Source organism: Nostoc sp. (assembly GCF_036917775.1).
Taxonomy (GTDB): Bacteria; Cyanobacteriota; Cyanobacteriia; order Cyanobacteriales; family Nostocaceae; genus Nostoc.
This window is the reverse complement of the sequence record NZ_JBALEQ010000144.1, coordinates 57,730-78,948: the sequence shown is the minus strand read 5'-3', so window position 1 is coordinate 78,948 and position 21,219 is coordinate 57,730. Positions and strand designations below refer to the sequence as shown.

15 protein-coding genes and 1 pseudogene are annotated in these 21,219 nt (G+C 40.0%); 5 read left to right on the top strand and 11 right to left on the bottom strand.

What is annotated here, in order from left to right:
* Positions 1 to 174: 174 nt before the first annotated feature.
* Positions 175 to 2,319: pseudogene (locus V7K69_RS29070) on the top strand (beta strand repeat-containing protein); the annotation flags it as partial.
* Positions 2,320 to 2,442: 123 nt separating this feature from the next.
* Here V7K69_RS29070 and V7K69_RS29065 read toward each other — a convergent pair.
* Both V7K69_RS29065 and V7K69_RS29060 read right to left on the bottom strand, forming a co-directional pair.
* Positions 2,443 to 3,465: a tRNA-dihydrouridine synthase family protein gene (locus V7K69_RS29065; protein ID WP_335040997.1), complete on the bottom strand. Its 1,023-nt coding sequence runs from the start codon at positions 3,463 to 3,465 to the stop codon at positions 2,443 to 2,445.
* 453 nt (positions 3,466 to 3,918) lie between these two features.
* Complete coding sequence (locus tag V7K69_RS29060) at positions 3,919 to 4,365, bottom strand: TOBE domain-containing protein (RefSeq protein WP_335040966.1); 447 nt, start codon at positions 4,363 to 4,365, stop codon at positions 3,919 to 3,921.
* 371 nt (positions 4,366 to 4,736) lie between these two features.
* On the opposite strand from V7K69_RS29060, the gene V7K69_RS29055 reads away from it, so the two are divergent.
* On the top strand, positions 4,737 to 5,534 hold the full coding sequence (locus V7K69_RS29055) for a hypothetical protein (protein WP_335040964.1): 798 nt from the start codon (positions 4,737 to 4,739) through the stop codon (positions 5,532 to 5,534).
* Positions 5,535 to 5,539: 5 nt separating this feature from the next.
* Here V7K69_RS29055 and V7K69_RS29050 read toward each other — a convergent pair whose 3' ends face one another.
* From V7K69_RS29050 to V7K69_RS29040, 3 genes are all read right to left on the bottom strand, one after another.
* Positions 5,540 to 5,638, bottom strand: a complete 99-nt coding sequence (locus tag V7K69_RS29050; protein WP_442936204.1) for a DUF4351 domain-containing protein — start codon at positions 5,636 to 5,638, stop codon at positions 5,540 to 5,542.
* Positions 5,639 to 5,691: 53 nt separating this feature from the next.
* A complete protein-coding gene (locus V7K69_RS29045) occupies positions 5,692 to 5,928 on the bottom strand; it encodes a hypothetical protein (RefSeq protein ID WP_335040962.1) in 237 nt (78 codons plus the stop codon).
* A gap of 61 nt (positions 5,929 to 5,989) precedes the next feature.
* Entirely contained in the window at positions 5,990 to 6,544 is a 555-nt protein-coding gene (locus V7K69_RS29040) for a 1,2-dihydroxy-3-keto-5-methylthiopentene dioxygenase (protein WP_335040960.1), read from the bottom strand.
* A gap of 247 nt (positions 6,545 to 6,791) precedes the next feature.
* Between V7K69_RS29040 and V7K69_RS29035 the strand changes: the two genes are divergently transcribed.
* The gene (locus V7K69_RS29035) at positions 6,792 to 8,237 is read left to right on the top strand and encodes a deoxyribodipyrimidine photo-lyase, 8-HDF type (protein WP_335040957.1); all 1,446 of its coding nucleotides are present in this window, start codon (positions 6,792 to 6,794) and stop codon (positions 8,235 to 8,237) included.
* A gap of 311 nt (positions 8,238 to 8,548) precedes the next feature.
* Positions 8,549 to 9,373 (top strand): alpha/beta fold hydrolase, encoded by an 825-nt coding sequence (locus V7K69_RS29030; RefSeq protein ID WP_335040955.1) that lies wholly within the window; start codon positions 8,549 to 8,551, stop codon positions 9,371 to 9,373.
* Between the two features lie 275 nt (positions 9,374 to 9,648).
* Here the strand turns inward: V7K69_RS29030 and V7K69_RS29025 are convergent, their stop codons facing one another.
* From V7K69_RS29025 to V7K69_RS29005, 5 genes are all read right to left on the bottom strand, one after another.
* Complete coding sequence (locus tag V7K69_RS29025; RefSeq protein ID WP_335040952.1) at positions 9,649 to 10,647, bottom strand: hypothetical protein; 999 nt, start codon at positions 10,645 to 10,647, stop codon at positions 9,649 to 9,651.
* Between the two features lie 139 nt (positions 10,648 to 10,786).
* Positions 10,787 to 12,007, bottom strand: a complete 1,221-nt coding sequence (locus V7K69_RS29020) for an MFS transporter (protein ID WP_335040950.1) — start codon at positions 12,005 to 12,007, stop codon at positions 10,787 to 10,789.
* Between the two features lie 877 nt (positions 12,008 to 12,884).
* Positions 12,885 to 13,691 carry a hypothetical protein gene (locus V7K69_RS29015; RefSeq protein WP_335040948.1) on the bottom strand — a complete coding sequence of 269 codons (807 nt, stop codon included), beginning with the start codon at positions 13,689 to 13,691 and terminating at the stop codon, positions 12,885 to 12,887.
* Between the two features lie 682 nt (positions 13,692 to 14,373).
* The gene (locus V7K69_RS29010) at positions 14,374 to 17,046 is read right to left on the bottom strand and encodes a beta strand repeat-containing protein (protein WP_335040945.1); all 2,673 of its coding nucleotides are present in this window, start codon (positions 17,044 to 17,046) and stop codon (positions 14,374 to 14,376) included.
* 481 nt (positions 17,047 to 17,527) lie between these two features.
* Positions 17,528 to 17,704, bottom strand: a complete 177-nt coding sequence (locus V7K69_RS29005) for an efflux RND transporter permease subunit (protein WP_335040943.1) — start codon at positions 17,702 to 17,704, stop codon at positions 17,528 to 17,530.
* 280 nt (positions 17,705 to 17,984) lie between these two features.
* On the opposite strand from V7K69_RS29005, the gene V7K69_RS29000 reads away from it, so the two are divergent.
* On the top strand, positions 17,985 to 20,456 hold the full coding sequence (locus V7K69_RS29000; protein ID WP_335040940.1) for a hypothetical protein: 2,472 nt from the start codon (positions 17,985 to 17,987) through the stop codon (positions 20,454 to 20,456).
* Positions 20,457 to 20,801: 345 nt separating this feature from the next.
* On the opposite strand, the gene V7K69_RS28995 is transcribed toward V7K69_RS29000, so the two are convergent.
* Positions 20,802 to 21,212, bottom strand: coding sequence for a hypothetical protein (locus V7K69_RS28995; protein WP_335040938.1), 411 nt, complete (start codon positions 21,210 to 21,212; stop codon positions 20,802 to 20,804).
* Between the last annotated feature and the right edge of the window lie 7 nt (positions 21,213 to 21,219).

Genomic DNA, 21,219 nt, shown 5'->3' with positions numbered 1-21,219 from the left:
GTTGTAATCTGCTCAATAGTGTGGATTTTCAAGAAAAATTACTGTCCCTCCAGAGGGAAACCAAAATATGTCGAAAGTGTCAACTATCGGCGGGTTTTTGTGTTCTAAAACAGTACTAAATCAGGGCTGAGAAATTTAAATTTACGGGAATATCGATTAAGGAAGGTAAAAGTTATGACAAATATTATTGGAACTAACAGTAATGATACTTTACTGGGCAGTAATGGCGCTGACATAATTAATAGTAAAGTAGGCAACGATACCATTACAGCTAAACAGGGTGATGACGCTTTGACTGGTGGTGGCGGCAAGGATAAATTTATTTACAACTTGGGTGATGGGACTGATACTATCACTGATTTTGGTGGCATAGGTAAAGGAACAAACCCGACAGCAGCAGTTATTGCCGAAGTGGATACGATCAAATTCCAGGGTGCTGATTTGACTGCCCAAAATCTGTTGCTTACCCAGAATGGTAACAATCTGGAAATCACCTTTGATGGTGTTGCTAATACCAAAACGATTCTAAAAAACTTCAAATTAGAAAACCTTGATAACCTGAAAGCTTCTGGAAACAGACCAGCTATTGGTAATATCCTGTTTGATGGGCAAACTAGCATCACCGATAGTTTTGATGTCTTTGATGCCAACTCCACTGCAACTAGCGTGTTCAACAAGAACACGGTGACTTTTCTCAATGACCTCGACAACAAAGTTACAGGTTTCGATAACTCAAATGATGTCATCAATGGTCAGGGTGGGAATGACCGCATCAACGGCAAGAGTGGCAACGACTTGCTGCGGGGTGGTACGGGAAATGATACTCTCATTGGCGGTGCGGGGAACGACACCCTTATTGGTGATACTGGCAATGATTCCCTCGATGGTGGTGCTGGTAATGACTTGCTAAGGGGTGGTGCAGGAAACAATATCCTCAACGGTGGTGCTGGTGACGATAACTTGAATGTTGACTCTTCAGCAGGCAATAATCTCTTGTCTGGTGGCGATGGCAATGATATTCTCTCGGCATTAGGGGACTACCAAGGTGATGTGGTGTCTGGTAATAACACTCTCAAGGGTGGCGCTGGTAACGATACTTTGATTGCTGACGGTTCCGCAGGCGATAACTTACTGGATGGTTCCAGTGGCAATGATTATCTCTCTGCCTCTAGTGGCTACTACGACCCTGATGTATCTGGTAATAATACCCTCAAGGGTGGCATTGGTAACGATACCTTGAGTGCTTTCTTTTCTAAAGGCGAGAACTTCCTGGATGGTGGTGATGATAACGATTATCTCTCCATCAATCTTGCCTCTGGAAATAACACCCTTAACGGTGGTGCTGGTGACGATAATTTGAATGCTAATATTTCAACAGGTAATAATCTGCTGTCTGGTGGCGATGGCAATGATTCTCTCTTTGCCTCAGAATTTGAGGGCTACAGGTTTGATAACACTTCGGGGAATAACACCCTTAACGGTGGTACTGGTAGCGATTACTTAAATGTTAACTATTCACGAGGCAATAATCTGCTGTCTGGGGGAGATGGCAATGATTCTCTCTCCGGTTCTAGCTACGGCCGCGGCTTCGGAGGAGCTTTTTATAACACTACTGGAGATAACACCCTTAACGGTGGTGCTGGTGACGATAATTTGAATGTTGATTATTCAACGGGTGATAATCTACTCAATGGAGATAATGGCAATGATTATCTCTCAGCCTCTGGTTACGAATACGACAATTCTGGCGACGAAAAAGGAGTTTATCGCAGGGCATCAGGCAATAACACTCTCAACGGTGGCGCTGGTGCTGATAAATTGATTGTTGATTATTCAACAGGCAATAACCTACTCTTGGGAGGTGATGGTAATGATTACATCTCTGCATTTGGCGCATTAGGCAATAATACTCTTAGCGGTGGTAATGGAAATGACACCCTCAAAGGTGGAAATGGAAATGATATCCTGACAGGTGGTTTTGGTAATGATAGCCTCTATGGAAATGATGGTAATGATACCTTTGTTTTCAATGGCTTTAATCAAGGTGTTGATCATCTTTATGATTTCAACGTAACTAATGACCGGATTAAGGTATCGGCTGCTGATTTTGGTGGCGGGTTATCAATAGGTTCACTTCAGAAAAATCAATTTATCGTCGGAACATCTGCAACGACAAGCAATCAACGATTTATCTATGATTTTTCTACAGGTGGACTGTTCTTTGACCAAGATGGCAGTGCATCGGCCTTTAATCAGGTAAAATTTGCCCAATTATCTGCTGGATTGGCACTAACCAACGACAAAATTGTTGTTGCTTAATGGTGATTGACACTCTTCTATAAATAAACAGCACAGATAGATTGCGAGGTACTATTTTCAGCACCTCGCATTCGTATTCATAAAGCGTCAAAAATGCCTATTTCAAATAATTGCCATAGTTACTTAAATGCTTAAGGAGGGTGCTAGGGCTAAAGTTTTCGTCAGATCGCCAAGGAGAACGCGATCGCAGAGGTTTAACAATTCTATCTCGGTCTGCGTCTGTCGCATCAACCGCAGGAAATGACCTTCAGTGTCAACACTCAGGGCAATGTAGTTGAGGAACATTTTCAGATAGCCTACACGCGATCGCTCTGGCATAGTTGCTGCTGTGGGGGTTTGCCATAAACGATCAATATACTTGCGTACTTCTACTAAAGGAACGGGTGCGATCGGCTCGAAGCGCAAAGCTTGCCGAATTTGATTAAAAATCCAAGGATTGCCAATCGCCCAGCGCCCTACCATCACACCAGCCGCGCCCGTTTGAGAAAGCACTTCAATAGCAGTTTTTGCAGAGTTGATATTGCCATTGGCAAGTACTGGACAATGAACTCGTCTAACCGCTTCAGCAATCAAATCATATCTCACTACCCCGTGGTACATATCTTTGACTGTGCGACCATGCAAACTCAACAAATCAATGCTGTGGCGATTGATTATATCTAGAATTTTGTAAAAGTTATCTGTATTTTCAAAGCCTACGCGCATCTTGACAGTTAAAGGGCGATCGTTCACTGCCTGCCGCAATTCTGCTAAAATCCGATCTATTTTTTCTGGTGAGAGCAACAATCCACCCCCAACATTTTTGCGATAGATTCTAGGTGCTGGACAGCCCATATTTAAATCAACTCCAGCGATATTATAGCGGCAGAGATCAATTGCTGTTCTTACTAAGTCTGGAATACTTTCGCCAATCATTTGAGCAAAAACGGGGCGGCCCGTGTCGTTTTCGGTGATTGCTGCCAGAATGTTACGATTGAGCCGTGAGGTATCATTGACGCGGAAATACTCGGTGAAGAAGTAGTCAGGGCTACCGTAGTGGGCAATGACCTTCATAAACCAGAGGTTTGTCACATCCTGCATAGGCGCAAGAGCGGTGAGGGGTAGGTATGGATGGAGCGATTGGGGGAGAGATACCTGGGACGACATGAATATGAGAGCGTTTGACAAAGCATCACTCTATCAAAAAATCCTGACTAAAAGTTGTAACCTTCGTCAAATTAAGGTTAAAAGCAGTAGGGGCGCATAGATATACGCCTCTATAGCAAGCCAATTAATTGGTTAGCAAGATTTTTGAAAAGCTGGCAACAAGTAAAACAAGAATTGTACCAGTTAATCTCTCAGCAATTTTTCTTAGCTGTTGATAATTCTTTTAGCTTTGTAATTTCATCAAATGACATTTACTCAATTTATCTTGCAGTTCACCATCAAAAATTAATACCCAACGCCTAAAATCCCGTATTTTTATCTAGAGTGGTAAAACTCGCTAGAGTAGATTTTTCATGATTGAAATAGGCGTAAATAGGTAAACCAAAATTTTCAATAATAACGAATTTACTAGGTTTAAGTTTTTGCTCTAGCTAGTTTTGCCACACTAGATTTTTATTCTCTAGCAATGACAATATCGTTCGACTTAATCACTGCATAAGCTTCTTTTCCCTCAGATAGTTCTAACTCTTCTGCCGAAGCTCTGGTGATAATTGAGGTTAATTCTACTTTATGAATAATTTCTAGAGTTACCTCACTATTAACTGCTCCATAAACAACTCGTTTAACAACACCTTTAAGAATATTACGAGAGCTAACTTTTAGTGATTTTTTGGCAATAGTACTTTCTATTTCAGGCTTTTGAGTATAGTAGATATCTTCCCGTTTTTCCTGCTGAGGTGGTGGTAACACGGCGGCTGAAGAGTGCTGAGTGAGACTACGCACAAGTTCTCGCAAAATCTCAGTCTTTGTGCGTTGAGACTGTTCGCAAAACTCCTCTAGAATCTTCCGCTCGTCCTCTGAGGTTTGAAATGTAACCCATCCTTGTTCTTTTCGTGGCATAATAAATTATTTATCAATTTTGGTTATCTTGGTAAAATTCTACCAACTATCAATTCGATATGTCGTTTTAGTAATAACATTTTTTTTGCGATAATTTTCGGCATTTTTAGCAAAATTAATCAACTAATCTGATCCAAATAACTAAATAAATATTTATTTTTTTGTAGTTGTAAAATATTTTGTTACTTGAAAATGTCTAAGCGTCACTATCTTGATACCAACTAGGATAGTATGATATTGGTCTATGGCATTTGTCGAGATAGCGATTTCAGGGGTAATCTGGCAGAAAATTCCACTGGCGTAGGCGTAGCCCGTCGCAGATATTGCGTGAGAGACCTAGGATTATCTAAGCGTGAGTTCACAACTGGAGGATGAAACACCTAAAATCGCGTTCTCAAGACCTGCGGAGTTTATTTGAGAACAATATCACCATTGAATATGTGGCAGAACCCCTCAAAGCTATGCCAGCTAATGCGGAGGTGACAGAAGTGCTGCATTGGATGGAGGCACAAAATTTTGATGTTATCGGCGTTGAGACAGGAGATATTATCAGCGGTTATGTAGAACGCTCTAGTTTGATTCAAGGCAAAGAAGGCAAGTGTGGCGACTATCAACGGGTGTTTCATCCCAAAGAACTAATAGCCATTTCTACCCCATTGATCAAGTTGCTACCCATCCTACAACAAACTCCGCGATTGTTTGTTTTGGACTGCAATCAGGTAAGTGGTATTATTACCTGTGGCGACTTACAGAAAGCACCCGCGCGAATGCTGCTGTTCGGCTTGGTAACGCTCCTAGAAATGAATTTGCTGCGCCTGGTGCGGATTTACTATCCTCAAGATTCTTGGCAAAAAGTCCTCAAACCTGAGCGCTTAGATGTTGCTCAACGATTATGGCGAGAGAGTCAGGAAAGAAACGAAGCTACGGATTTGTTAGATTATCTGCAATTCTGTGATAAGCGAGAGTTGATTTTAAATCAGCCAGAACTTCTCCAGCAACTGGGATTAAAATCCAAACGGTTTGGTGAACGCTTCCTAAAGTCTGCTGAACAGTTACGAAACCGATTAGCTCATGCCCAAAATCTAGTTAGTGGCTCCTCTTGGACAGAGTTGATTTCTCTAGCAGAGGCGATGGAAACGCTGTTAATTCTCTGTGAGGAAGTTGAATGAATCTTTCAGCTTTTCAATACATTATTTAACCATTTTGTCAAGTCAGATGACGTGGAAAAATCTAATAGCGCCTCACTTAAATCCTCTAATTGAGTAAGAGACAAATCTTCAATCTGCGATGTCTACGACGGGCTTTGCCTACGCAATTCTGGAGCAACTATACCAATTCGCCGAGGAAGTAGGCGCATGAATACTGACAACGCCTCTTCTCGTTTCCCCTGCTCAATTCCTTGTCTAATAAAGATTCCTGCATAAGCTCCTCCGCAAAAGGCTTGTGATGAGATTGTTCTGTTTTGAGGTCTTTAACGTTTGCTGGGGTTCTGCCTAACAACCAGGTGGCAAAGCTTTCGGGATACTGTTCTGAAAGATAGCGGCAAACGTTATCGATGGACATTGAGTTTAGAGTTAAAGCATTAAGTAAGAAATATCACAGTTTGCGCTCATAAAATTGAGCTTTAACCTGGCTTGTTGAGTGAATCACTAACTTGAGTACCTGTATAATTGGGAACCCAACCTTCGGCGATCGCAAAATAGCGTACTGCTTTGAAATTCAACGATGCAGTTGGACTACACCAATGCTCAACCTCGGCAGGGATGTAAAGATAGTCTTGTGCCTGAACTAAAAGCTGTACCTGACTGCCATCAGGTCGCACGAAGCCATAGATCATTTCTCCTGCTAACACGTAGAGGGGTTCAGGTGCAGGATGAGTATGGTAACGGCTGTAGGTTGCTATCAGATGGTGAAGATTAAAGGAACCTGGATGCACATTTAGCAGGTCACACCAGATAGCACCATTTTCTTGCTGAAGAAATTCAAAGACGCTGTTATGGAGTTCTACACAATAACGTTTCTCAGACTCAGTTAAAACGTCCTGGTTTAACAGATTGGGGAAGAGTAGCGATGTTCCTGGGTCGTAATGTCTGAGTTGAATGCCAAAAGGCGCAAGTTCACGAGCTATTTCGCCTAAATCGCTCTCAATTGTACCGTCGTCAAGTAGTAGGTTAGCCATGACAAAAAGACTAATTAACTGTTAAGAAGAGTATACTCTATCTTTGATCTGAAAAGCCACTATTTCCGACTGACAAACCGGGGAATGGGGAATTGGGAATGGGGACAAGGAGGACAAAGGGAAATTATTGAACAAGTTTCTTCTCTATGCCCAATGCCCATTTACAGAATATAATTTATCGCCAGAATGATGTTCATTGGTACCACTTGCATCTAAGCTAGTACGGGTGAACTATATCTAGGATAGAATGTCTGACTTAATTTTGTTTTGGCATCGGCGCGATTTACGCATTTCTGACAATACGGGGCTGGCTGCGGCAAAACGGCGGAGTCCGAAGGTGGTGGGCGTGTTTTGCCTCGATCCACATATTTTAGAACGGGATGATGTTGCTCCTGTGAGAGTAACTTATATGATTGGCTGTTTGCAGAAACTCCAAGAGCGATATACTCAAGTTGGTAGTCAGTTATTAATACTACACGCCGATCCTGTACAAGCTATACCAGCGTTAGCAGAGGCAATAAACGCCAAAGCTGTTTTTTGGAATTGGGATGTAGAACCTTATTCACAAGAACGCGATCGCACCGTTATAAATGCCCTAAAAGAAAAAGGTATTGAGTTTCTTAATCACAACTGGGATCAAATCCTCAATTCCCCAGATGAGATCCGCACAGGTGGTAACAGTCCTTACACGGTTTATACCCCCTTCTGGAAAAATTGGATTATCAAACCGAAAGCGAACCCAGTTGAAACACTGCAAAATGTTGAAGGATTAACAGAAGCTGAACAAGAAATTGCAAAAATTGCGGGTTCTGTGACATTACCTTCAGCTAAAGATTTAGGGTTTATTTGGGATGAACAATTAATTATTTCACCAGGAGAAGCGGCGGCACAAGAACGATTAGAAGAATTTACTAATAAAGCGATTACTGAATATCAAGAACAGAGAAATTTCCCCGCAGTGGATGGAACATCACAACTGAGTGCAGCTTTAAAATTTGGCGTAATTGGCATTCGCACCGTTTGGCAAGCCACCATCGAAGCACTAGAAAATAGCCGCAGTGAGGAAACAGCAGTTAATATCCGCACATGGCAACAGGAATTAGCTTGGCGGGAGTTTTATCAACACGCAATGTATAACTTCCCGGAATTAGCTGATGGTGCTTTCCGCGATATCTTTAAGAATTTTCCTTGGGAAACTAATGAAGAACATTTCCAAGCTTGGTGTGAAGGAAGAACAGGCTACCCGATTGTGGATGCAGCAATGCGCCAGATGAATGAAAGTGGCTGGATGCACAACCGTTGTCGAATGATTGTTGCTAGTTTCCTTACCAAAGACTTGCTAATTAATCCCCAATTGGGAGAAAAATACTTTATGCAGAAGTTGATTGATGGAGATTTGTCTGCTAATAATGGCGGTTGGCAATGGAGTGCTTCTAGCGGTATGGATCCCAAACCTGTACGGATTTTCAACCCAGCCAGTCAAACACAAAAATTCGATCCAGAAGGGGAATATATTCGGCAATGGGTATCAGAATTGCGGTCTGTAGATACAGAATATTTAGTTACTGGGAAAATTCCACCTTTAGAACGTCATGCTGTTGGCTATCCCGATCCAATTGTGGATCATAAAATACAACAAAACCAGTTTAAACTGCGTTATCAACAACAAAAAAATATTAGTGGTGGTGAGTAAAATTGTTAGTTTTTTAATAGACAACTATAAATCACTTATTTGGTTGATTTCTTCTAGCAAACACATTTGGTCAATTATGCCTGCCACTATCCCACAGTGGTCAATATCTTGTACTCTTATTTTTGATGCTGATGATGTCATTTATCAAAAATACCATCAACCTCTTCACTTAGCTGCGGAATGTGAGTAAGAGCTTGTCATGTAACAACCTTGCCTCTTTTGAGCTAGAAATGCCTTCTCAGTAAGCTTTCTAGATAATAAATTGTAAAAGTTGTTTCTTGACAGGCTCTAAGCCTACTGGAGAAAAACACATGAACACGATCACAGTGAAAGACGGCATAGAGATTTACTACAAGGATTGGGGTAGCGGTCAGCCCATCGTTTTCTCGCATGGTTGGCCTCTATCGGCCGACGACTGGGACAACCAAATGATGTTCTTCTTAAATCACGGCTATCGCGTCATCGCGCATGACCGACGAGGGCATGGACGCTCGACCCAAGGCGGCGACGGACATGATATGGATCATTACGCCGATGACCTCGCTGCGCTTACCGCGCATCTCGACTTAAAGAACGCTATCCATGTTGGACACTCGACTGGTGGCGGTGAGGTGACACGCTACATTGCACGCCACGGCGAAAGCCGCGTCGCAAAGGCCGTTCTCATTAGCGCCGTGCCACCACTGATGGTGAAAACCCCAGAGAATCCCGGCGGTCTACCTAAAGAGGTCTTTGACGACTTTCAGACGCAGGTTGCCACCAACCGGGCGCAATTTTATTGGGATGTGCCGAGCGGGCCCTTTTATGGTTACAACCGACCGGGCGCGAAAGCGTCGCAAGGCGTGATTGAGAATTGGTGGCGACAGGGCATGATGGGCGGTAGCAAGGCACAGTATGATGGCATCGTGGCTTTCTCCCAGACCGACTTTACCGAGGATCTTAAGAAGTTCTCTGTGCCGACTTTGGTAATGCACGGCGATGATGACCAGATAGTCCCCTATGCTGACTCCGCCCCACTGAGCGCTAAGTTGGTCAAGGGCGCAATATTGAAAACCTACAAGGGTTTCCCGCACGGTATGCCAACGACAAATGCAGACCAGATCAATGCCGATCTCCTCGAATTCATTCAGTCGTAAACGCAAACCATTCGGTTCTTAAGAAATTCTCCATAGTGCCGCCTCAAAGAGTCTAACTAGACGATACAGCGAATCGCACCCTCCCGAACGCGATCGCTGATCTTCTCTCTCGCTACGCTTTTATCGACAGATTGAGGCGTAGCGAGAGGTCATCTTTGGGTTGTGATGTCTAGGTGAGCGACAATGCGATCGCAGATTCCCGGTAGTCTGGGTTAAGGAACGAACCGAGCATTTTAAGCATCAAGCGTTTTAGCCTGCTGGAGTTCAACGTGACATTATGTTTTAACAGGTACACGAGAAATTGTCCATAAGATGAGTAGGAAGATTAAGTAAATTGCACCAACTAATCCAAACTCAATCAGAGGAATATAGGTTACTTCGTAAATTCTGCCCAAGCCGCGTTCAGTAAGCCCATAAACGACCATTACACTGACTAAAAAGGCTGCATAGATAGTACGTTTAGTCCAGATACCAACAGGTAGACCGTGGAGTTGGGTAAGTACTAAAATGCCAAGAAAACCAAAGAGAAATGTTGGCCACTTGCTTTGCCCTAGCATCAAAGATACAACTACACTATGTAAAACCACTGTAATTTCTAAAGTGAATGTCCACCAACGGTTGACATGGGCGCGGTTAAAGATCAACGACGATTGGAGCAGAAGCAAGAACATATAGAGAAAACCGATTAAGTGCCCTACAGTGGCTTCCATTGGGTGATACCAAAACGTGTAGATGGCGGCGAAGGAGAAAAAGTAGCCGTGGTACAGCTTGATAATTTGCAAAAACTGTTGATGGAATGGCACAGAATTGCCAAAAAACAAACCGCGTCGAGGTGTTTCTAAAATCAGTACGAACACCAGTAACAGTACAACTGCACCTTGAGAAGCCCAAATTGAAGTATCTTGAGCGAGGGCATCGTACCAAATATAGGTTTGGAGGAAGTGTAAAGCGATAAATATACCATTGATGGCAAGCATGAGGTAATTTATCGGGTGCAGGGCTGATTTATATTTCAACTGCGATGCCTGCGGCGGGCGTAGCCATCGCTGCGCCCACAAGATACACGCCCAGATGCTAAACTGATGCCCAATGTACATACCCCAAGCTGTCGCTCGACTCCAAAAGGTTGGTTGGGGAAGCTTCCAGTAGTACCAGTTTAATCCTTGATCAGGAAGTTTGATTATGCTTGCAGGAATGCTTCCACCGATCCAAATTGCGTAGGTTAGGAGGATGCTTATAAAGATGCCTAAAAATAATACTCGGCGACCTGTCATATTATTAATTCGTAATTCGTAATGTTTAATAACAAGGGGAGAATAGTCTTCTCAAAGTCCTCCTTTTTAAGGAGGACTTTGGAGGATCTAAAGTTTTGGATACATCAGCAATAACTTTAGATCCTCTAAGATATAGATGTTAGGCTATACGTTCTTTGTTTGATTCAGATGCACTTTTAGTAACTCGTAAACTAAGAAATAAAGCTACGAGCATTACTAAAAATCCGCTCAAAAAAGGAGAATCACTCCCAAATTTCATAAAACTAATCCCTGCCCAAGTTGGCCCAACTATGCGTGCTAAGGCAGAGCAAGAACTGGCAATTCCTAATATTTGTCCTTGCTCTTCTGGGGCTGTCATCTGGGAAATTAGGCTATTCAATATTGGTTGACTGACACTAATTCCCCATGCCACAAGTGTAGTAGCAATCAACAATAAACTTAAGCTTTGTGAGAATCCAATTAGTAGTAATCCTAAACCTAACCCTAATATCCCCAAGGTAAGTAATTTGATTTCACCAAAGTGTTTCTTGAGAAATCCGATTAGTCCTCCTTGAACGATTGTGCTAACAACCCCCATAAAAGCAAAAAGATAACTAGTTTGTTGAGGGCCCCAGTTTAATTGCTGTTTAGACCATAAAGCTAAGGTAGAGTCCATAGCTGCAACTGCAAAGGTAACAAAAAAGTAGATGCCTGCAAGCACACAAAACTGTGGACGCTGTGACAGTTGTAATAAGTTCAGCCGTCGCTGGCGGTGGCGATTAGCTTGCATTTTGGCTTTAGTTTCAGAATTTAGAGATTCAGGAAGTAACTTCAAAGCACAAAGCAATGCGAATAAAGATAATCCACCTGAGAACAACGACGGTAAATGAAAGTTAGCGTTGTCTGGATCTGACCCGATGAGAAGACCTCCAATAGCTGGGCCAAGAATGAAGCCAAGACCAAAAGCTGCTCCGATTATGCCCATACCACGGGCTCGATTCGTTGGCGTGGTAATATCTGCGATATATGCCTGAGCAGTACTAATATTCCCTGCCATAATTCCTGCAAGGCTACGAGCAAGAAACAACATCCATAATGAGTTAGCGAAACCTAAGCCTGCGTATGCTATTACAGAACCGAATAAGGTCAGTAATAAAACCGGACGACGACCATAGCGATCGCTAAATCTGCCCCATAATGGTGCAAATAAGAACTGCATTAAAGAATAAATAGCCACAAGTAGAGTGGCTTCATTCGGTTTTGCGCCGAATTGTTCAGCATACAAAGGCAGTATCGGCAGAATAATTCCGAAGCCCAGCAGGTCTATAAATACAGTCAAAAATAAGACCAATATCGGTCTACTATTATTTTTGCTCTCCATAGCGCAATTCCCTTTTTTAAAAAATATGTCTAACTTGGATTTGGTTGCATGCACAGCAGGGAATGCTCAATCAGAAAGCCCCATTGAATACAATCAGTAATCAGTTCAAGCAAAATGCGTGTATTTGAGCGTGGTTGAGCGAAATAGCGTGGAATAAACCCATTATGAAAATTAAGCCAGTAATACTACTAATAAAAGCAACTACGATCTCGTGCTTCCGTATAGCTTTTTGTATCTTAGCTTCTATGATGTGTTCTACTTCTTTGTATGACATTGACTTTAATTTGGCTAAAGATAAAAATGTTGCCGAACATACGTCTGATAGAAATTGGAGTATGTCTGGAACTTCAAACTTCTTCAATCACGAGCTATTTCGATGCTGTGTGAGCATCAAAATAATTCGTAATTGATCGTGAGGTTAACGAGTACTAATAACATCATTTGTAATTACAATCAGTGCTAGATGATTTCCGTAAAATAAATTACCCGATCGATCTATTGAGCAGGGTAAAGGCATATAAAGTATAAGAATCCTTTAATAACAAGGGTTTTGGCTTTTTTTGAGTTTTCCTATTTTTCGTCAATATCCTTCATACAGCAGGAATTTCAGAAATCCCGTGCGATCGCCCTAATCTATTGAGTTAGTTGTGATTCCCTAATGGGAAAATGACTGTTTGATCTGGTAATTTCTGAATCAGAAATATCTTTAGCTCTGGATTAATCACTGATAGCGACACAAGAAAGCCAGTCCACATACCTATTGCTACGGTGATCTTACTACTCAAAGTGCCTCGGAAAGAGGATGTTGCAGACCACCCAATTAGAGATTTTGGTGTGGGCTACTATACCCTCTTGCAAATTACGAATTACAAATTAATTATTTGGCTAAGTTACGTTGGCGTAGCTTCAAAACAGCACCAGAAACACCAAAAGCTAATATTGCCAAGGTATAAGTCGATTCAGGAACTGCAAGAATACTCACCTGATTGATGGCCAAGCCGAATTGGGGAGCAGAACTACTATAAACTAGTCGTGAGATATTTGGAGTGTCACTACGAATCCCCAAAAACACTGCCGAATTATCTAATGCTAAGGACGAAATATTTGGAACTGAGAAACTAGCCAACAGGTTATTGGTGCTATCAAAAGCGTTGAGAAAAGTTTCAATTTTCAATTTACTACTGTCTATAGCTATCTGAGCCCCAGCGCCAAAAACAGGCTGGGCAAAACTAATTGTTAAAGGTTCACCGTTACCCTTAGTACCAGGATCAGGAGTACCAGGAGGAAGAGGGATAAAACCTGTTGGATCTATACCTCCAAAGAGAATAAAATCACCTGAAGCGAAGTTACTCCGAATTCCAGGGGAAGGTAAAGTTTGAAAAACAAACGGTGGAGTAACTCGAGGATTATTAGTTGGAGCTATATTTATATCTAAGCCTAAACCACCTTGAGATGTTGTTGAGAAAGAGTTAGGTAAAAAAACAGAAAAGTCAGGAGCCGAGGGATTGAATACTTTACCTAAACTTCCCCAATTGACTTGATCGTTGCCTTCTAAACCAGCGCGTTCCGTTACTAAGAACGTAGCTGCCTTAACCGGTAATGGGAGAATCGTGACTATAGCTGTAATTACGGTTAAATATTTTACAGACAACTTGTTGAATAATGAATTGATTGTAAATTGCACCAAGCTCACTCCTTAATTTTGTAAAATAATATCATCAAAATGGAATAATTCAAAATCCAAAATCAATCAACCTGTCCCTCATAGCAAACGCACAGTCTTTATTAAATCCTTGTTGTGCAAGACTTATAGTTTAAGAATAGTCTAAATAATTAAACCACAAGCCCATTATTGTTAAAGATTTTTTAGACGTTATATGCGTTTGCCCTAGTATATTGGGTCAATATAGTTGAAGCAACTACCGTGTTCAATGATCGTGTTATGAAAAGTTTTGAATTTTTAGTACTTTTGATACCAGACTATTAGTTCAACACCATGATTGGACTTTAAAGTCAAGCTTATAATGTCTAAATCCAAGAAAAACCCAAAATTTTAAAATATAATGACTGTTTTTATCCTACAGCAATATTTTTAGGTTTCTAGGTGATTGATTTGGCATATCAAGTTCTAAAGATTCAAAGTTTTTGAGAGATAGCTGGTAAGAGTTGACACAATTCATACTTTTACCAGCCAACCTCATTCTATTTTTGCAACACAACTTTTACCCTGGAGTATAAATACGATTACTCGTGTCTGTACTACTCTCAATCTGTTATGGGTAAACTAATAATTAGTATTTCCACCACAAATCTACAATAAAGGGCAAAAAGCTTTAACTTCTCATCAAGATGTGACTCTTAGAATTTTAGACCAACTGAATAGATAGATTGGATGAGGAATTTTGAATTAAGGCGAGTTGATTTCCTAAGAAAGACAAGTTACCGCTAGAGGAGTCGTAGGTAAAGTCACTAAGATTAGTAGTACCAAACCCTGCTTTAGAAACTTGAATTACGTCACTTTGACCAAAGTTGTAATCTGTAATGGTGTCAATACCATCATTAACATTATTGAAAACAAACTTATCAGCACCAAAACCACCGGTGAGAATATCGTTACCTTTTCCACCGATAATGGTGTCATTACCAAAGTCACCGGAGATAGTGTCATTACCATCTCTACCTTCTAATCGGTTATTTTGGCTATCACCAGTAATGCTGTCACCTGTATTTGTACCGATGAGATTATCAAAGTTGAGTACATTAAATGTTATTGTCCCCAGAGTAGGAACGTTAAGGGCAGAGATAGTTTGCTCCTTTAAGTTAGCATTGACAGATACACCAGCAACAGATTGAGAGGAATCTATGGTGTTATTAGCAACGCTAGCATCAGCAATAACTGTTTCTACTTTAAAAACTGTGTCTGTTCCGAAGCCGCCAGCTTTGGTGATTTGTCCTACACCTGATAGGGTGATGGCTTTACCTAGTTTGCTGTAGTCTGCTGTATCTAAACCATCTCCACCATTAATGCCGTCGTTACCCCGACTGCCCTTGAAAGTATCATCGCCTGCACCACCTATCAATGTGTCATTGCCATCTCCACCATCAATCAGGTCATTACCATCTCTACCATCAATTAGGTCATTCCCCGCGAGACCAGATAACTGGTTATTTTGGCCGTCGCCCTTAAGGGAGTCATTGTTAATTGTACCGATGACATTGGCAAAGTTAACTACATTAAATGTCAAATTTCCCAAACCAGGAACGTTAAGAGCAGAGATAGTTTGCGCTTCTAAGTCAGCAACAGCAGCTACCCCAGGTAAAGATTCAGAGGCATCTATAGTGTTGTTGGCAACACTGGCATCGGCTATTACCCTATCTACTTTAAAGACTGTATCTGTTCCGAAACCGCCAGCTTTAGTAATTGTCCCTACACCTGAGAGGGTAATTTTCTTACCTAAGCTGCTGTAATCTGCTGTATCAAAGCCATCACCACCGTCAATGCTGTCGTCACCTCGACTGGCCCTGAATGTATCATCGCCGCCATTGCCTGTTAATTTATTACTTTGACTATCGCCAGCAATGAAGTCATCTTCATTTGTGCCGATTACATTGTCAAAGTTAACTACAGTAAATGGTAATGTCCCTAGACCAGGAACATTATTAGCTGTCAACGTTTGGCTTTGTAGGTTAACACTGATAGATACACCAGCTAAAGATGCGGAAGCATCTATAGTGTTATTGGCAACAGTAGAATCAGCAATAATCTTTTCTACTTTCAATAGTTGGTCTTGTCCCAATCCACCAGCTTTAGTAACTGTCCCTACTCCTGAGAGGGTAATAGTTTGACCTAATTTGCTGTAGTCTGCGGTATCTGTACCAACTCCACCATCAATCAAGTCGTTGCCCTGACTCCCCTTAAAGGTGTCATTACCATTACCACCAAACAACGTATCATTGCCTTCACCACCATCAATGATGTCGTTGCCACCTCTACCATCAATGATGTCGTTGCCACTAAGACCAGTTAATTCGTTCTTTTGACCATCGCCCTTAAGGGTGTCATCGTTAATCGTGCCGATAACGTTGTCAAAGTTGACTACATTAAATGTTAAATTTCCCAGACCAGGAACGTTAAGAGCAGAGATGGTTTGGGCTTCTAAGTCAGCAACAGCAGCTACCCCAAGCAAAGATTGAGAGGCATCTATAGTGTTGTTGGCAACACTGGCATCAGCAATAACCTTATCTACTTTCAAGAGTTGGTCTTGACCCAATCCACCAGCTTTGATAACTGTCCCTACACCTGAGAGGGTAATTGTCTTACCTAATTTGCTGTAGTCTGCTGTATCAAAACCAGCCCCACCATTAATGTTGTCGTTACCCTGACCACCCTTAAAGGTGTCATCGCCATCACCACCGAACAATGTATCATTGCCATCTCCACCATCAATCAGGTCATTACCACCTCTACCATCAATCAGGTCGTTACCAGCAAGACCAGTTAATTGGTTATTTTGGCTGTCGCCTTTAAGGGTGTCATCGTTAATCGTGCCGATAACGTTGTCAAAGTTGACTACATTAAATGTCAATGTTCCCAAGCCAGGAACATTGAGAGCAGAGATGGTTTGGGCTTCTAAGTCAGCAACAGCAGCTACCCCAGGCAAAGATTGAGAGGCATCTATAGTGTTGTCGGCAACAGTTGCATCTGCTATTACCCTATCTACTTTAAAGACTGTATCTGTTCCAAAACCCCCAGCTTTGGTAATTGTTCCTACACCTGAGAGGGTAATTTTTTTGCCTAAGTTGCTGTAATCTGCGGTATCAAAGTCATCACCACCATTAATGCTGTCGTTACCTCGACCGCCCTTGAATGTATCATTGCCGCCATTACCAGCCAAAGTATCGTTGCCATCTCCACCATCAATGATGTCATTTCCAAGACCGCCGGAGATATTGTCATTGCCTGCACGACCAGAAATCTGATCGTCACCACTAGTACCCACCAAAAAGTCGTTGTTAGGAGTACCAACAATAATGGACATAATGTATAACCTTTATAGTTTTGCAGATCAAATTTATTTGATCGTTGTAATACTCGCATAATACATTGCTCACAATTATAAATTTCTGATGAAATAAACCTAAATATAATTAATCCTGTTTTATATCTCTGGCGAAATAAAAATACTACTAACTATGAAATTATTAAGACCTCTTTAAGGCTTTTAAAAATGTCGGGATAAAAATGTCGAAATTTTTGAAACCCAATTAGATATAAAACTTATTATCGATACAACATTATCATGATATATAACAAAAATAGGCTGTTACAGGATATCCTCATAAGAGCGAATAAGCCTTCTTTAGCGGCAAGCAATGCTTTGCCCCTATGAAAAATGTTATTTTTAAACTTCTAATAGAAAGCAGAGTGAGGAAGATCAAGTTAATAACTTCCAACTCCCTATTTTATTTTTCAATTACTAGAATCATTGGATCTGTTATCATCGGCATTTTGTCTGATAATTACAGATGAATATCGATCGCGCGGAAGCCGTTGTAATAGAAGATGACAGATGGGCTTGTTGCAGGTGTGATTTTTGCAACCTCGCTCAATGGCACCATCTGGTTATTTGCCGATCGCACATAAAGCCGTCGAATATTATCTGGCGATCGCCGATATGTTAGCATTTGCCTAAACATATACGCGATAACTACGCTGTCCCAAAGTAAAATCGTTCACATACTGGGAGCCAATTGAGGCGATGGATCTAGACAGCTAAACCAGAATTACACGTTATTTAATCCACGTTCCTAAGTTGCTAATAACCCTGGTTGGATACTCAGTAGTAGTATGGAGAGTTACCTTCATTCCTAACAGTAGCAAAATGGTGACTTCTGGAGGTGTATATAATACAGTTAAATTGTAGACAAATAAATAACCTCTAAACAATCTGTTAAAAATATTTACGTCAATTAACTTATGACTAATAGCATTGATTTAACAGCAATTACTTTACCTAATGCTATCAAATTAAAACTTGGATTTTCAGATGATGTAAATTTAGTCTCCTCAAGTTCAGGAATTTATTTAGATTTTGACCATGATTTGCAGTTAAATTTAGACAAAATTTTTAGCATTCACAGTACAGCCCCATACATAAATGTGGCGCTTGATAGAATCATTCTTGAAGTATTTGGCAAACCTGAAATTATAATATCTGAACCAAAATATAAAATTCATAAAACGTCCCCAGAAGTTGAGTTCAGCTTTAAAGGATTACTAAATAAACAAAACATTGAATTATTTTTTGGCAAGCAAACTACATTAAAATATAAATTAAAGGAAAAGTTAGTTTTTAGCAACATAGCTAATAAACTTCCTATTATCAACGATTTAAAATTAAGCGACCCAGAACTAATTATCACTGATGCCGAATATTCTTTTATACATTCAAAATTAGGTCGCATTAACTTAAGCAGAGGATTCAACTTTATTGGAAATATTGATTTCAATAATCTCCAGACAAATTTCAGCAGTTTTATTCATCGAAGCTTAGGAATTGGGTGCTTAGGAGCAATAATTAACTTTAATCCAGCAGGACAGGTTAGCTTAACAGGTAATATTGCAGGCGATATTCAGCTATTTTCCCAGCAACAATTTAAGGCTACTTTTAATAACTTGCTCATAGGGTTAAATATTGGAGCTGATTTAGAGCCAAACTTTGGATTAACTGGAAATTTAATTCTTCAAGGCTACGATCCCACCCAAGAAAAAGAACCTAAGTTATTTCTCTCTGGTAGTCTCTCTCTTGAACCCGAATCTTTAACAGCATACTTTTCTCAACAAGGGGAAAAATCTTGGTGTAATCCCTATGGATTGGTAGGAACTGAACTTCGCAATATCAGGTTTCAAGGAGGCGGAACGTATTTACCTCCTTACTTTGATAACTTTGGCTTCATTGGTGATTTGAAATGGGAAAAAACAGACCTTGAGGTAGCTTTTCTAATGGACACTAATGATCCTGAAAGATTAGCTTTAATTTTAAATCCCAAGCAAGCGATTAGCTTAATAGATTTGTGGCGGGGCCCAGTCGCTGCCTTTATTAGTAAACAAGTAGGTTATTCAACGGATTTAGTTAACAAAGCACTAGGTCTTTTAGAAGGCTTAGTGAACTTAAACATCGAATCAATCGATGGAGACGGAGACGGAAAAATTAATCCTTTAATTAAGTATGTTCCTTTTCCAACAATAATTGCAGCTCAAGCGATATCAGAAGGTTTAGAAATTAATGGCAAACTTAATGCTTGGGGGCATGAGGCAATCTTAATACTTCAAGGAGATAAAACTTTTAATAATATCTCTGGTTCGTTAAAAGTTTTGGAAATTGATTTAGGATTTCTGAAAATTAAGGGAACGGATGACGATAGTTTAGATTTATCTTTAAAGGTAACACCTAGTGAGCAGTATCTTCAGGGAGATGGTTATCTAGAAATTCTTGACAACGAAATTGCAAATGTTGAATTTAAAATTACCCCTACCAATACTACTTTTAAAAACTTTGATCTAAGTTTAGGCAATCTGTTGAGTATTGATGTTGATGCCTTGAGTATCGATATAAAATCTGGTAGCGGTAGTGGTTTAGGAACAATTTCAGTTTTTGGGAATACTTTAGCAGGCATTATGTTTGATGTTACTCAAAATAGCGTCAATCTCAGGGATGTTCGGCTGAGTTTAGCAGGTTTCTTGACTTTAACTATTCCGAATCTCACAGTTAATTTGAAGAATCAAAGCGCAACAGGAACAGCAAATATTATTGCTTTTAATGAATCTTTGGGTAGCGGCACTTTATCATTTAACACTCAAAACGTTTCAATTAATAATGTAGCTCTTAATTTAGGCAATGTTATAAAGCTCAATGTTCCTAGTTTTAAACTTGATTTAACTAATAAAAAGGTTTTTGGCTTAGGCGATGTTATTCTCTTAGGCAAACAATTCACCGCGTTAGGTATCAGCCTGAACGAGAGAGGATTTCAAGCAACAAGTAATTTCAATTTTGGCATTCTAGCTTTCAACGGCGCTACAGTCACTTTGAGTAAAGGAACTAATGGTAATATCAACAATTTTGCCAGTATTGCAGGAAGTCTCAAGTTTTTAGGCTACACCTTTGCCAATATCATGGCTAGCGTTAATAGCAGCAAATTAATTGCATCCGGTAGTTTTAATTTTGGTGGTATTTTAATACTTAAAGGAGCAAATAATGGAAGGAATGCGACAATAACGCTTAACAGAGCAAAAAACGGACTGTACAATTCGGTTAGTATTATGGGTAGCTTTTATCTCTTGGGTCAAGAGTTAACATCACTCACTATCCGCCATGATAATAATACTTTAAAAATTTTAGGTATGCACATTATCAGAAAGCCCAACCTTTCAAAAAAAATACATAACTAAGGTAAAAACAAGTTAAATTTAAGTTATAGCTAGTCTTGATGGCACTAAACTAGTGGTCTGTCTCATTAATTCTGAAGGGTTATAAAAGTTTGTAGTAAGGACTTTAGTCCTTGATTTTAGCGATAAATTGCTCACTACAAATCTAGCAAAATTAATGCTATAGACCACTAGGTTGGCACAATAAATTTTGCAAGCTCTAAAATTTTTTAAGCTCTCTATACATAAGATTAATATTGTAGATTAATTTCAATAAGTCTACTACCAAAATATAGAATCGTAATAACTTATACAGACTTAATATTTTACCTCGATTTCTTAAGTTAATATTACAAGCATGAAAAAGTATTAATTGATTTTTATACCAGCAATTCTCTGATTTTTGTCGCTTATTAAAAATTTTAATTTATCAATTTCAATAACTTCATAATTCTCTGTTATAAATATAGAGTAGATGCTAGCTACCATATCTGCCAAATCTACTTTAGATAATATCAGTAATCGCAAATTGAAAAATGATTTAGGAACAGTTTTAACAATTAAACATAATCTTCTATCATTTACGTGCCATACACCAGTAAATTTATTACCTGTGATAAATTCGCTAGGTTTAGATAAAAGAAAGGTTTGAATTCTAGTTTGCTCATAAGTCATATTATCTTTAAATTCGATAGAAATTTTTTCCCAATTTGTATTAAAACGCCATTTTCCAAAAAGTAAAATTTCTATTTCTGTATCAGACAGATTCATATTATTCATTGGTTTT

What these genes read in the sequence shown, in the direction of transcription:
- V7K69_RS29000 (WP_335040940.1), top strand. Translation starts at nt 17,985, where the DNA reads ATGACTAATAGCATTGATTTAACAGCAATTACTTTACCTAATGCTATC.
- V7K69_RS29005 (WP_335040943.1), bottom strand. Translation starts at nt 17,704, where the DNA reads ATGTTTAGGCAAATGCTAACATATCGGCGATCGCCAGATAATATTCGA.
- V7K69_RS29030 (WP_335040955.1), top strand. Translation starts at nt 8,549, where the DNA reads ATGAACACGATCACAGTGAAAGACGGCATAGAGATTTACTACAAGGAT.
- V7K69_RS29040 (WP_335040960.1), bottom strand. Translation starts at nt 6,544, where the DNA reads ATGGCTAACCTACTACTTGACGACGGTACAATTGAGAGCGATTTAGGC.
- V7K69_RS29025 (WP_335040952.1), bottom strand. Translation starts at nt 10,647, where the DNA reads ATGACAGGTCGCCGAGTATTATTTTTAGGCATCTTTATAAGCATCCTC.
- V7K69_RS28995 (WP_335040938.1), bottom strand. Translation starts at nt 21,212, where the DNA reads ATGAATAATATGAATCTGTCTGATACAGAAATAGAAATTTTACTTTTT.
- V7K69_RS29055 (WP_335040964.1), top strand. Translation starts at nt 4,737, where the DNA reads ATGAAACACCTAAAATCGCGTTCTCAAGACCTGCGGAGTTTATTTGAG.
- V7K69_RS29035 (WP_335040957.1), top strand. Translation starts at nt 6,792, where the DNA reads ATGTCTGACTTAATTTTGTTTTGGCATCGGCGCGATTTACGCATTTCT.
- V7K69_RS29060 (WP_335040966.1), bottom strand. Translation starts at nt 4,365, where the DNA reads ATGCCACGAAAAGAACAAGGATGGGTTACATTTCAAACCTCAGAGGAC.
- V7K69_RS29020 (WP_335040950.1), bottom strand. Translation starts at nt 12,007, where the DNA reads ATGGAGAGCAAAAATAATAGTAGACCGATATTGGTCTTATTTTTGACT.
- V7K69_RS29045 (WP_335040962.1), bottom strand. Translation starts at nt 5,928, where the DNA reads ATGTCCATCGATAACGTTTGCCGCTATCTTTCAGAACAGTATCCCGAA.
- V7K69_RS29065 (WP_335040997.1), bottom strand. Translation starts at nt 3,465, where the DNA reads ATGTCGTCCCAGGTATCTCTCCCCCAATCGCTCCATCCATACCTACCC.
- V7K69_RS29010 (WP_335040945.1), bottom strand. Translation starts at nt 17,046, where the DNA reads ATGTCCATTATTGTTGGTACTCCTAACAACGACTTTTTGGTGGGTACT.